The organism is Saccharibacillus qingshengii, assembly GCF_013185195.1.
Classification (GTDB): Bacteria; Bacillota; Bacilli; order Paenibacillales; family Paenibacillaceae; genus Saccharibacillus; species Saccharibacillus qingshengii.
In genome coordinates this window covers 67,699-80,236 of sequence record NZ_JAAZWC010000024.1, presented here as the reverse complement: position 1 = coordinate 80,236, position 12,538 = coordinate 67,699, and the positions used below count along the sequence as shown (strand labels likewise).

General features: G+C 54.8%; 10 protein-coding genes and 1 pseudogene. 1 reads left to right on the top strand and 10 read right to left on the bottom strand.

Annotation, left to right across the window (positions count from 1 at the left end; all coding sequences use genetic code 11):
- Positions 1-354: 354 nt before the first annotated feature.
- The 8 genes from ligA to galU all read right to left on the bottom strand — a co-directional run bounded on the left by ligA (position 355) and on the right by galU (position 9,701).
- Positions 355-2,367 carry an NAD-dependent DNA ligase LigA gene (ligA, locus tag HRQ60_RS18150; RefSeq protein WP_172198403.1) on the bottom strand — a complete coding sequence of 671 codons (2,013 nt, stop codon included), beginning with the start codon at positions 2,365-2,367 and terminating at the stop codon, positions 355-357.
- Positions 2,368-2,384: 17 nt separating this feature from the next.
- Positions 2,385-4,739: a DNA helicase PcrA gene (pcrA, locus tag HRQ60_RS18145; RefSeq protein ID WP_172198401.1), complete on the bottom strand. Its 2,355-nt coding sequence runs from the start codon at positions 4,737-4,739 to the stop codon at positions 2,385-2,387.
- Positions 4,740-4,929: 190 nt separating this feature from the next.
- Positions 4,930-5,634, bottom strand: coding sequence for a heptaprenylglyceryl phosphate synthase (gene pcrB, locus HRQ60_RS18140; protein WP_172198410.1), 705 nt, complete (start codon positions 5,632-5,634; stop codon positions 4,930-4,932).
- Between the two features lie 216 nt (positions 5,635-5,850).
- A complete protein-coding gene (locus HRQ60_RS18135) occupies positions 5,851-7,137 on the bottom strand; it encodes an ArnT family glycosyltransferase (RefSeq protein WP_172198399.1) in 1,287 nt (428 codons plus the stop codon).
- Between the two features lie 2 nt (positions 7,138-7,139).
- Positions 7,140-7,583: a GtrA family protein gene (locus HRQ60_RS18130; protein ID WP_172198397.1), complete on the bottom strand. Its 444-nt coding sequence runs from the start codon at positions 7,581-7,583 to the stop codon at positions 7,140-7,142.
- Positions 7,567-7,962: a DUF2304 domain-containing protein gene (locus HRQ60_RS18125; RefSeq protein ID WP_172198395.1), complete on the bottom strand. Its 396-nt coding sequence runs from the start codon at positions 7,960-7,962 to the stop codon at positions 7,567-7,569. The genes HRQ60_RS18130 and HRQ60_RS18125 overlap by 17 nt, the downstream gene beginning before the upstream one ends.
- Positions 7,959-8,672, bottom strand: a complete 714-nt coding sequence (locus tag HRQ60_RS18120; protein ID WP_172198392.1) for a glycosyltransferase — start codon at positions 8,670-8,672, stop codon at positions 7,959-7,961. The genes HRQ60_RS18125 and HRQ60_RS18120 overlap by 4 nt, the downstream gene beginning before the upstream one ends.
- 132 nt (positions 8,673-8,804) lie before the next feature.
- Entirely contained in the window at positions 8,805-9,701 is an 897-nt protein-coding gene (gene galU, locus HRQ60_RS18115) for a UTP--glucose-1-phosphate uridylyltransferase GalU (RefSeq protein WP_172198388.1), read from the bottom strand.
- A 308-nt stretch (positions 9,702-10,009) separates the two neighbouring features.
- Here galU and mraY point away from each other — a divergent pair, with 308 nt between their 5' ends.
- Entirely contained in the window at positions 10,010-10,963 is a 954-nt protein-coding gene (gene mraY, locus HRQ60_RS18110) for a phospho-N-acetylmuramoyl-pentapeptide-transferase (protein WP_172198385.1), read from the top strand.
- Between the two features lie 52 nt (positions 10,964-11,015).
- Here the strand turns inward: mraY and HRQ60_RS18105 are convergent.
- Together HRQ60_RS18105 and rfbB are read right to left on the bottom strand one after the other, a co-directional pair.
- Positions 11,016-11,369: pseudogene (locus tag HRQ60_RS18105) on the bottom strand (sugar transferase); the annotation flags it as partial.
- Positions 11,368-12,390 (bottom strand): dTDP-glucose 4,6-dehydratase, encoded by a 1,023-nt coding sequence (rfbB, locus tag HRQ60_RS18100; protein WP_172198382.1) that lies wholly within the window; start codon positions 12,388-12,390, stop codon positions 11,368-11,370. The gene rfbB and the pseudogene HRQ60_RS18105, both read right to left, overlap by 2 nt.
- Positions 12,391-12,538: the final 148 nt, after the last annotated feature.

The following is a 12,538-nucleotide window of genomic DNA, read 5'->3' as shown; positions in this document are numbered from 1 at the left end:
TTAAAAGAAAGCACCATGTGCTCGTTAAAACGTGGCGATTCTTGATTGCTCAAGAACCTTTATTCTCACGATGATCTTCACCATCGCGACTCACTCACTGTTCAGTTTTCAAAGAACTTGCGATCGACAACTTGTTTGCCGAACGTTTTATATCTTATCATTTGCCGTTCTCGTTGTCAACATCTATTTTCCAAGTTTCACAACCTGGTTGTTTATGGTGTTGAGCATCTGTCAGAAGCGACAAGAAGTATCTTAACACCTGCCTAATAATAAAGCAAGGATTTTTCGCAATTCATTAAACAGAAAAGAAAAAGACCGGTTGTCCGGTCTCTTTCTACAGCAGCAGGCTGGACGTTATTCGTTCAGCAGCCGTACTAACTCGTCTTCATCTTCGATCACTTCGATACCCAGTTCGCGTGCCTTGGTCAGTTTGCTGCCCGCCTTTTCTCCGGCGATCACGATATCCGTTTTTTTGGATACGCTGCCCGTTACCTTGGCCCCCAAGGCTTCCAACTGTTCGGCCGCCTCATCGCGCGTAAGTTGATGCAGCGTACCGGTCAGAACAACCGTTTTTCCGCTGAAGTACGAATCCTTTTTCACTTCTGCAGGTGCGGCAGGCACGGTCGGTTCCACCCCTAGACGACGCATCTTCTCCACGCCGGCACGCATAAACGGATCGTTGAAGAAGCTCACGATGCTTTCCGCCACGATCCCGCCTACGTCCGGCAGCTCGATCAGCTCTTCCGCCGTGGCGTTCATCACTTTATCGAGATCCCGATAATGTTCCGCCAGCATCTTGGTCGTCGACTTGCCGGTATTCGGAATACCCAGGCCAAACAGGAAAGAAGCCAGATCCCGTGTTTTGCTCTGCTCCAGCGCTTCGATCAGATTGGCGGCTTTGCGCTCCCCAAACCGTTCCAGCTTGACCAGCGACTCCTGCTCCAGTTCATACAGTTCGGCAGGCTCGCGCACGTTCAGTTCATCGTAAAGCTGCGTCGCCGTCTTGATGCTGAACGTCTCGATATCCATCGCATCGCGCGAAGCGAAGTGGGTAATCCGTCCGATTGCCTGAGGTTTGCACGACAAACGGTTATCGCAGAACAGATGCGCGCCTCGCTGAACAAGCGGGAACCCGCAGGATGGACAATTTTCCGGATAGACGATCTCTTCCCCGTCGCTTTCTTCCGTTACTTTGCCGAGGATCTCGGGGATGACATCGTTCGAACGGCGGATAAAGACCCGGGTACCCAGTGCATGCTTGAGGTTTTTGCGTTCGATATCGCCGACGTTGTTAAGCGTACAATTCTTGACGGTTACACCGGCAAGCTCCACCGCTTCGAGTCTTGCGATCGGCGTGATTTTGCCCGTGCGGCCCACTTCCCACGATACGGACTCCAGGACGGTAGTCGTCTCCTCGGCTTCGAACTTGTAGGCGACCGCCCAACGCGGAAACTTGCCCGTATAGCCGAGAATGGAACGCGTACGCACATCAACGATCTTGATGACCGCCCCGTCGATGAGGTAATCGAGATCGCCGCGTCTTTTTACGATGTCGTGCAGCTGCTCCATGACGTCCTCAAACTTGTTGAAGTAGAAAATATACGGATTCACTTTGAAATGATTGTCCCGCAAAAAGTCCATCATCTCCAGGTGACTACTAAACGTCTTGGCATCGCTGTACCCGATATTATAGAAGAAAGCACTCAGTTTACGGCTTGCCGTTACTTTGGGATTGAGATTGCGCAGTGCGCCGGCCGCGGCATTGCGGGCATTTTTGAGCGGTTCTGCCGCGGTCTTGTTATACGACTCCAGCGCGGACAGATTCATGATCCCTTCGCCCTGCACCTCGATCGTACCCTCCTTGAACGGAATGGACAGCGGCACGGAACGGATCGTTTTGACCTGTTCCAAAATGCCTTCGCCCACCGTACCATTGCCGCGCGTCGCCGCCTGCACCAGTTTGCCGTCCGTATAGGTCAGATTCAGCGTCAGGCCGTCAAACTTCAGCTCCAGCGCGTATTCCAATTCCGGCAGCGGATCTTCGGGATTTTTGGTGTTGTAGTCGTTCCACAGCTTCAACGTCCGCGTATTCCAGGTACCCAGCTCTTCTTCATTCTGCGCTTTGTCGAGACTCCAGAGCGGAGCCAGATGCCGATGGGGCGCAAAACCTTTGAGCAGTTCACCGCCTACCCGCAGCGTCGGAGAATCCGGAAGAACGAAGCCGCTCTCCTGCTCCAGCTTGATCAACCGGTCGTAAAGCACATCGTATTCCTTGTCGCTGACCGTCGGGCGGTCCAGCGTGTAGTATTCGTAGCTGTAGCGGTTGAGCTGCTCGACCAACCCTTCCATCTCGTGCATCGCATCCATAGTCTTCCCGTCCTTTTTTATTCGACTTTGGTAATCGGTGCAAATCCGGCCAACAGACGCTTGATGCCGATCGGCGCTTTAAAAGCGATATTCAATTCCGTATCGTTGCCGCTGCCTTTGATCGCTACGATGGTGCCTTCGCCCCATTTGCCGTGCGCGACTTTGTCGCCGACCTGGAAAGCGCCGGTGTTGTTCGTGCTGCGCGCGGCGGGCTTGCCTCCCGCCGGAGTGACGGTCACGCCGGAACCGCGGGGAGCGACAGCCGGCCGGCCCATGCCCGTAGGCGCGGTGCTCGAAGCCGGACGTTCGCCGCGGCCGAAGCCGCCGGTCGACGATCCGCCGCCGAAGCCCCGGCCGCCTCCGCGCGAATTACCATAGCCTTTGTCGGGATCGCCGCCGCGGCGGTACCGGTCGGGATTGACTCCGGTATCTTCCTTAAGCTCTTCCGGTATCTCCTGCAGGAAACGGGAAGGCGGATTGGCCGTCGTACGGCCAAACAGCGTGCGCATCTGCGCGCAGGAAAGGTACAGCTGCTTTTCCGCCCGGGTGATGCCCACATAAGCCAATCGGCGTTCTTCTTCCAGTTCGTCGTTATCGAGGAAAGCCCGGCTGTGCGGGAAGACGCCTTCCTCCATGCCGATAACGAACACGACCGGGAACTCCAGGCCTTTGGCGCTGTGCATCGTCATGAGGACGACGGCATCGTCTTGATTCTTGTCTTTCTCGTCGTCGTTGACCGTATCGATGTCGGCAATCAGCGCAAGGTCGGTCAGGAACGCGACCAGCGTCTTCTCTTCCGTCCGCGCTTCGAACTCCAGCGTAACGGACAGGAACTCGTCGATGTTCTCGATACGGGCTTTGGACTCCAGCGTGTTTTCTTTTTGCATCTCGACGCGGTATTGGCTCATCTCCAAAATCTTCTCGGTCAATTCGGTCACGGACAAATAATCGACCATCCGGTGCAGGGCGACGATCATATCGTAGAACTCGACCAGCGCGTTGCGTGTACGTCCGGCAAAGCCGAGGTCGTCCACCACTTCGAGCACCTTGAACATGGAAATGCCCCGTTCGGTCGCCGCCGCGGCCAGCTTGGCCACGCTGGTATCGCCAATCCCCCGCTTGGGCACGTTGATGACGCGCACCAAGCTGAGATCGTCGTCCGGGTTGGACAGCAGGCGCAGGTAGGCGAGCAGATCCTTGATTTCTTTGCGATCGTAGAACTTGATGCCGCCGACGATCTGGTACGGAATATCGGACTTGATCAGAATTTCCTCGATGACCCGGGACTGGGCGTTCGTGCGGTACAGGACGGCGTGGTCTTTGTAGACCATGCCTTTTTTGATATTCTTGTGGATCTCGCCGGTGACGAAGTATCCTTCGTCATGCTCGGTGCTGCCGCGGAACACGCGGATCTTGGCGCCGCCTTCCTGATCGGTCCACAGGTTCTTAGGCTTGCGTCCGGTATTGCGCCCGATGACGCTGTTGGCGGCATTCAGGATGTTCGCCGTAGAGCGATAGTTCTGCTCCAGCAGGATCGTTTCGGCTTCCGGGTAATCCTGCTCGAAATTCAGGATGTTCGTGATATCGGCGCCGCGCCACCGGTAGATGGACTGGTCGCTGTCGCCCACGACGCAGATCTGGTGATGCTTGTCGGCCAGCATGCGGCACAGCATGTACTGCGCTCGGTTGGTATCCTGGTATTCGTCGACATGGATGTAGCGGAACTTTTTCTGATAGGAATCCAGCACTTCGGGCACTTCGTTGAACAGCTCGATCGTCTTCATGATCAGGTCGTCGAAGTCGAGCGAGTTGTTGCTGCGAAGGCGCTTCTGGTACATGCCGTACACTTTGGCCGCGATGGATTCCATAAAGTCGCCGCCGGCCTTCTGCTCGTACATCTTCGGCGTAATCAGCTCGTTCTTCGCCGCGCTGACAAGAGCCTGGACGGCTTTGGGTTCGAATTTCTTCGTATCGAGGTTCAGGTCCTTCATACAGTTGCGGATGACGGACAGCTGATCGCCGGAGTCGAGAATGGAGAAGCTGGACGAGAATCCGATCCGGTCGATATCGCGGCGCAGGATGCGGACGCACATCGAGTGGAACGTCGAGACCCAGATCTCCTTGCCTTCGGGTCCGACGAGGGCCGAGACGCGTTCCTGCATCTCGCGGGCGGCTTTGTTCGTAAACGTAATCGCCAAAATGCCCCACGGCGCGCTTTTCTTGGCGCGGATGAGGTGGGCGATGCGGTGGGTCAGCACCCGGGTCTTGCCGCTGCCCGCTCCGGCCATGATCAGCAGCGGGCCTTCGGTCTTGAGGGCGGCTTTGCGCTGCTGCGGATTCAGGCGGGCGATCGATTCGTCGAGGTTAAACATGATGTGGTGCTCCTTTCATTGCGCTTGGAGAATACGCTGCGCATTGGCATCTGGGTAGGGATAAAAGATTAAACGTGCAGAGACAAAAGCGTACAAGGAATGCACAAGATTATGCATTCCGGGATAGTTTGATACAGAGCCCACCTATACCGCTCGGATGTACGCACGAAGATGCGGGTTCAAGTAAAACTTAAGTTGGCGATTTCGCGCTCCGGACACCGCGAACGGTATCAAGAGCGGCATTCAGGTCGTCGTAAACGATATTGCCGACGACAACCGTATCGGCGGCTTCGGCTGCGGCAAAAGCGGATGCGTAATCACGGACACCGCCGCCGTAGAAGACGGATGCTTCCCCCGTCACCCGGCGCACTTCGCGCACAAGGTCAAGGTCACCGTACATGCCGCTGTATTCAACGTAGACGATCGGCAGCCGCATCAGCTTGTCGGCCATGCGGGCGCAGGCCGCGGCGGCTGCCGCATCGAGATCCGTCTGTGCTCCGGTTAGGCGCGCAACGGTAGAATCGGGATTCAGCACAATATAGCCTTCGGCGGCCAGCATATCCCACGGGATAACTTCCCCGAAGCTTTCTAGGCCGGAACGGTGATGCCCGGTAATCCATTCCGCCCGATCCGTATTCAGGATCATCGGGATCAGATACAGATCGAATCCCGGCACGACCGAATCCAGCGTCGAGACCTCCTGTGCGCAGGGCAGCTCGTAGCGCCGAATACGCGACATCAGATCAACCGTATTCTCATAGGTCACGCCGCTCGAGCCGCCGACCAGAATCGCGTCGCTGCCCGACAGGCAGATTGCCTCCAGATCTTGATCGGACACTTCACGGTCCGGATCCAGCTTGAAAACATGTCTCCATGTCTCGAATATCTGACTCAATGCCATTCCTCCATCCGCCTTGTCGACCTGCCTCTTCAAGCGGCGAAGGCAGGCTGTTCCAAGATAAGTCTATGCTACGTACAAGGACGTGTCAATTCTTTGTTCGCATGATATGCGAACAGTCATGCGGAAGCCTTTTTCATACCAAAAACCGCCCCGAAGACGGGACGGCAAAGGGTCTCAGCTCGCAGCAGGCGGAACCGCCAAATTCTCCATTTAAACGTCTGCGCGCACGGTCGATTTCTCCAAAGAAATCGACCGTTTGGCTCTGCGGCGGTCGTAAATGGCAAGCAGGGCCGGCGCCGCGAACAGCGCAAACAAAAACAGGTTGGGATAACCGTAACGCGGAATCGCGATAAAAGGTACATAAATCAGCGTAAAATAAGCCAGCACCGCAAATGGGATGGAAGCGGCGCTCCATTTCCTTTTCCAAGCCAGCCACATGCCGTACAGGCCGAGCAGCACATAAGCGGCATGGATCGGGAAATAATGGGCCCAGGTGATCCCGAGAATCGGCCGCTCCCAATATGCGATACCGTATAATCCGCCAAACTTCCCCGCCGTGTAAAAAGCCAGGTATTTGAACGGCTCGTGCATGAACCCGTAGGCGACCATGCGCCCGGCTGCCCGAGCCATCGAGTCGTCGGAACCGCTCATGACATCGCCGCCGTATTCGGGGTATTTGTCGTAAAAGCCGTCCGGCACCTGTCCGAACGCGGTCGACCCGAGAATCAACGGACTGCCGGCCGCTTCAGTAAACGGGATAAAACGTCCGAACACTTCCTCATTGCGGATCCACCACGGAGACATCAGTACGGCGAATACACCCAGAATAATCGCGGTATAGGCGAGCATTCGGCGAAACGGATAACGGCGGATCAGCCAAAAGATTCCCGGAATAAGAGGAAGCAGAGCGGCATGAGGTTTGAAATAGCAGAGCGCGGTCCAGCAGACGGCGAACATCCCCCAATTCCATACTCCCGGCTTATCCAGGCCTTGGATGAGGAAGCACACCGTCAGCATCAGAAACAGCCGAAAAGTCGATTCCGTCAGCACCGAACCGGAAATGAAATAATCGGGCAGATACATAGCAAGCAGTACCGCGGCTGTCATGGCGGTCCGGCTGCTGCCAAAGGTCCGGCGAGCCAGTACAAACATCAGATACACGCCGAATCCCTGAAACGCGGCCTGAACGATTCGAAGCAGCACTACACCTCCGGCATCGCCCGCTATCCATTGGATACCCGCCAGCATCAGCGGAAACAAGGGCATAATGAAAGTCGACGGTTCGCTGCCGGTATTGTAGGTCAGCACGCCCGTTTCGAGCAGATACCTGGCGGTCTGTACGTACTTGACATCGTCGTCGTTCATTTTGGCATAAGAGCCGAGCAGCAGCCGATCGCCGTAAACCAGCGAAACGATGCAGCTCACCGCAAAAACGAGCAGACAAAGCGCCAGGAGACGGATACGCGTTTGCCGGGTTTCTTTTTGTAAAGAGAACAAGGTTACCTTCTTTCCCGTTTCGGCGTCCGGAACGCCCACGCTTTATTCAGAATAAAGTTGTGAATCGGGACCAGGACAATCGAAGTCAGCTGGCCGTAACCGTACCACCAGCCCAGCACGCGGTCGAATAGATACAAAATCAGCAGATTGAGCAGCAGGCCCGTCAAAGAGACGATGGTATATTTGACCAGCACGGATGCCGAATTCGAGCTTTCTTTGAAGGTCCATCTGGAGTTGGCGGCATACGAGAACAGCAGCGACAAAATAAATCCGAGCGTCGAGCCGATCAGCGGATCTCCGTGTCCTTTTTCGACATAAAGCAGCAGCGTTCCGGTTTGGAGAAGCGTACCGAATACACCGATGACGCCGTACTTGATAAAATCGAGCAGATGGTTACGCAGAAACGGCGGGAGCAGGCGCAGCAGACTCTTATCGTTCGTCCGCATCCGCCGCCCCTCCTTCCGTGCGTTCGAGTCGGCGTTCCAACTGCTCCATCCGGTGATGCATCAATCCCAGCTCCTGGGTCAACGTACGCAGTTTGCGGGAATGGTTGGAGAGCGATACGGTCATACTGTACAGAATCAGAAAAATAGACGAGACGGCAAGCAGGAAGACGGCGTTGACCGGCACTTCGATCCCCATGACATCCGCAATGAAAAAGAAGACCTGCGGGAAAATGGATACGATCACCCCTGCCGTGCTCAGGAAAATCCAGACCAGCGCATATTTCAGCTCCAACTTGTAACGCCTTGTTCGGTTGACGAAGATGAAAAATACGGCAAAGCTGAATGCGATCAGTAGAAGCTGCAGTTTCAGCGTAATCATAAGTGCTTCGCCCCGCTTCTGCGCAGTGCATCGATCAGAATGGCCAACGAGACTTTGATCATGTAATAAACGGAACGCAGGCTGCGGATGGAAGAACGTCCTCCGGCCCGTTCCGACATCAGCACCGGCACTTCGACGATCCGCCCGCCCAGGCGCAGGACATGCACGATCGACTCGGGTTCCGGATAATCGGTCGGATACTGGGCGGCGAACATGGCCATAATCTTCCGATTGACCGCCCGGAAGCCGGAAGTCGGATCCGTCACCGTCTGTCCGCTGATCACATGGATCAGGCCGCTGAAATAACGAATACCGGCGCGGCGCAGAAAAGTTGATTGAAATCCTTCCTTCTCGATATAACGCGATCCGATCGCAACGTCCGCTTCGCCGCTCAGCAGAGGAGCGATCAGCGCCGGAATAAATTCCGCCCGGTGCTGGCCGTCGCCGTCGAATTGAATCGCAATCTCATAGCCGTGCGCATACGCGTATTTATACCCGGTCTGCACAGCTCCGCCGATGCCCAGATTGCAGGGCAGACTGACGATATCCGCGCCGGCCGCGGCGCACACTTCGGCCGTATCATCGGTCGAACCATCGTTCACGACCAGCGCCGACAAACCCTGCTCCCGCAGGGCAATCAGAAGCGGGCCGATGCTTTCCCCTTCGTTGAACGCAGGAATGATTAACAAGACTTTCGGATTCGGTGGCACTGCACAATTCCCCTTTGTTCCCGTATATCGGGTATACGGTCAGTAGATCGACATCTCGATAACCGGACGTCCTTCTATTAGAACGCCACAAGGAAGCCCGGCCTCACGGCCGGGCTTCTCGTTTGTGCTATTTTAACGCTTTTCTTCGAGTTCGGCCAGCGCCTTCTTCATATAAGCGGCCAGAGGCTCGCGCATTTCGTCTTTTTGCAGCGCGTAATGGATCGTCGTTTCGATAAAGCCGAGCTTGACGCCCACGTCGTGCCGCTGCCCTTCGAAGTTATAGGCCAGAACTTCCTGCGTCTCTCCGAGTGTGGCGATCGCGTCCGTCAATTGGATCTCGCCGCCAGCTCCGACCGTCTGATTCTCCAAAATATCAAAGATTTCCGGAGTCAGGATGTAACGCCCCATAATGGCCAGATTCGATGGCGCGTCTTCACGGTCCGGCTTCTCGACCAGGCCTTTGGCGCGGAATGTGCGGTCTTCGCCTTCCATCGCTTCGCTGTCCACGATCCCGTAGCGGAATACATCTTCCCACGGAACTTCCTGCACGCCGACGACCGAAGCCTGGTGTTTGTCGAACACGTCGAGCATCTGTTTGAGACACGGCGTGTCGGATTCGACGATATCGTCGCCGAGCAGAACCGCAAACGGTTCGTTGCCGATAAACTTGCGCGCGCACCAGATTGCATGGCCCAGACCTTTCGGTTCTTTCTGGCGGATATAATGGATGTCGGCCATATTGGAAGCATTGCGCACTTCTTCGAGCATGGCCCATTTCTCGTTCTCTTCGAGATTGTGCTCCAGTTCAAACGACGTATCGAAATGATCTTCGATCGCGCGTTTTTCTTTGCCGGTAACAATGATAATGTCTTCGATACCCGATTTGACGGCTTCTTCGACAATATACTGAATCGTCGGCTTGTCGACGATCGGCAGCATTTCCTTCGGCATCGCCTTGGTGGCGGGCAGGAAGCGCGTGCCGAGACCGGCAGCCGGAATAATAGCCTTGCGGATTTTCTGTGTAGTCATTTTGATTTCCTCCTAAGCGATTTAAACTTCTATATGTAGGTCGATCTTAAGCCGCCTTATCGTCCGCCGCATAGGTTCCGTTCACCCGAATGAAGCCTCACCTTATGGCTGCTCGGTTGTTTTCATTTTAGCGTGTGGAATCGGAAAAAGCCAAATTCTCTTCGACTTCTCTTGTGGCGGACGGGCAAATTGCTTAAAATAAGGGAGTTGCAGCGTTTGTATCAACGTCCTACATAACCTTGATGTCTATTATTAACCGATAGAGCCGCTTCAAAATCCGAAACGCCGATTGGAGATTACCGAAAACCATGAATTTTTACACATTGATTGCCGCCGTTCTCTCTTTTGTTCTTGTCGCTCTGCTGTCGCCGGTGTGGATTCGTACCCTTCGCCGGATCGGATGGCTGCAGCCGATCCGCAAAGAACTGCCGCCCGATCACCAAGCCAAAAAAGGTACGCCGCTTATGGCGGGCATGGTCTTCATGGTCGGCGTGCTCGTCGCGCTGATCGCCCAGCCGACTCCCATGATGTGGCTGTTGGCTGCTTCGTTCATCCTGCTCGGCATCGTCGGCTTCAGCGATGACTTCAAAAAAGCCGCGTTCCAGGATCCGCAGGGCATCTCCGGCAAAGCCAAACTGATCATGCAGTTCGCTTTCACCATTACGCTGCTGCTGATCGCAATGAACAGCTTCGGTGTCGAGCCGACCATTGCTTTCCCCGGCGGATTCGTTTGGACGCTGCCGGCCGCCGTTTATTTTGTCATTATGCTGCTGTTTATCGTCGGTTCGGCCAATGCGATCAACTTCACCGACGGCCTGGACGGACTGCTGATCATCGTCGCTATTCCGACCTACCTGTTCTTCTTCGTCATCTCGGATGAACCGGCGATCAAACTGTTCTCTCTGGTCATGGTCGGCGCTTTGTTCGGACTGCTGATCTACAACAAGTACCCCGCCAAAGCCTTCATGGGCGACACTGGGTCGCTTGCCATCGGCGGCTCGCTCTCGCTGATGGCCGTCATCGAAAAAGTCGAAATCCTGGTCCCGCTGCTGTTTGTTATCTATTTTGCGGAACAGTTCTCGGTCATCATCCAGGTCGCCTACTACAAACGCACCAAGAAAAGAATCTTCCGCATGACCCCGATCCATTATCATTACAGCCTGAAATACGGATGGAACGAACGCAAGATCGTAGCGGTATTCGGAAACGTATCCTGGCTTGGCGCTTTCCTGAGCTGGTTGATCTGGTATTTGTGGATGTAACCTCAAACATAAAAACTGCCGCCCCTCCTGAATCCGGGAGAGCGGCAGTTTTTTAATACGCGTTTTTATCGGTCAGCATCTTGTACATCGTAATAAACACCAGCCGGATATCAAACAGAAACGTCCAATTCTCGATATAAAACAGATCGTATTCAATCCGTTTCTCGATCGACGTGTCGCCCCGCAGTCCCGCGCATTGGGCGTAACCGGTAATTCCGGGCGGCACATGGTGCTTCAGCATGTAATTCGGAATCTGTTCGCGGAACAGCTCCACGTAATGCGGGCGTTCCGGCCGAGGTCCGACCACGCTCATCTGGCCCATCAGCACATTGAAAAACTGCGGCAGCTCGTCCAGACTCGTTCGGCGGATAAACGTACCGAACCTGGTCGGGCGACAAGTATTTTCATTGCGTTCCTTCGAAGCGTTGACTGTACTGTTTCGCATAATACGGCTCGTATTTGACCGATTGAATCCGGGTCCACCATTCCTTATTGTCCAGATACCAAGCGATCGTCTCACGAATACCAGTCTCGAAGTTATGCTTCGGCTTCCAGCCCAGTTCGGTCATGATCTTCGCCGGATCGATACCGTAGCGGCGGTCATGGCCCGGACGCTCCTGCACATACGTAATCAACGATTCCGGCTTGCCGAGCTGTTCCAGAATCGTGCGGATAATATGCAGGTTGGTCCGCTCGTTATTGCCGCCGATATTATAAACTTCGCCGTTCACCCCTTCGTGAATGACGAGGTCGATCGCGCTGCAGTGGTCTTCCACGTACAGCCAGTCGCGAATATTGAGACCGTCGCCGTATACCGGCAGCGGCTGGTCATTCAGCGCTTTGGAGATAATGAGCGGGATCAGTTTCTCCGGGAACTGGTAGGGGCCGTAGTTGTTGGAGCAGCGCGTAATATTGACCGGCAGTCCGAACGTCTCTTGGTAAGCGCGCACGAGCAGATCGCCGCCCGCTTTGGAAGCGGAGTACGGGCTGTTCGGCGTCAGTGGCGTTTCTTCCGTGAACAGACCGGTCTCGCCAAGTGTTCCGTATACTTCGTCGGTGGAAACCTGCACGAATTTGGTTACGTTATGCTTTTTAGCTGCGTCGAGCAGTGCCTGCGTGCCGAGCACGTTCGTTTTCACAAATACATCCGGCTCCAGAATACTGCGGTCTACGTGCGACTCTGCGGCAAAGTTAACAACGATGTCGACGCCCTGCCCGATCAGCTCGTCCATCTTGGCGGCATCGCAGATGTCGGCTTTGACGAACGTATGCTTCGGATTTTGTTCGATGGCTTTGATGTTCTCAAGATTGCCTGCATAAGTGAGTGCGTCCACGTTGACGATCTCGTAATCACGGTGCTGCTGAAGCATATACAGAACAAAGTTGCTGCCGATAAAGCCGGCTCCGCCGGTGACGAGTAGTTTCATGGGTTAGTTCCCTCCTATTTTCGCGTAAAATGTTTTATGTGCGAATGGAAATGCACCTCTTAACATGGACACTAGAACCTTTCGGGTAGAATAGGACCTGTACGCAACCAATAAAATTGGAAAGCGATTGAGTCTTTTAAGGTGCAAC

Bases quoted from the DNA above. Each gene is read 5' to 3' on its own strand.
- ligA (WP_172198403.1), bottom strand. From the start codon at position 2,367: ATGGATGCGATGCACGAGATGGAAGGGTTGGTCGAGCAGCTCAACCGC.
- pcrA (WP_172198401.1), bottom strand. From the start codon at position 4,739: ATGTTTAACCTCGACGAATCGATCGCCCGCCTGAATCCGCAGCAGCGC.
- HRQ60_RS18130 (WP_172198397.1), bottom strand. From the start codon at position 7,583: ATGCGGACGAACGATAAGAGTCTGCTGCGCCTGCTCCCGCCGTTTCTG.
- HRQ60_RS18125 (WP_172198395.1), bottom strand. From the start codon at position 7,962: ATGATTACGCTGAAACTGCAGCTTCTACTGATCGCATTCAGCTTTGCC.
- galU (WP_172198388.1), bottom strand. From the start codon at position 9,701: ATGACTACACAGAAAATCCGCAAGGCTATTATTCCGGCTGCCGGTCTC.
- mraY (WP_172198385.1), top strand. From the start codon at position 10,010: ATGAATTTTTACACATTGATTGCCGCCGTTCTCTCTTTTGTTCTTGTC.
- rfbB (WP_172198382.1), bottom strand. From the start codon at position 12,390: ATGAAACTACTCGTCACCGGCGGAGCCGGCTTTATCGGCAGCAACTTT.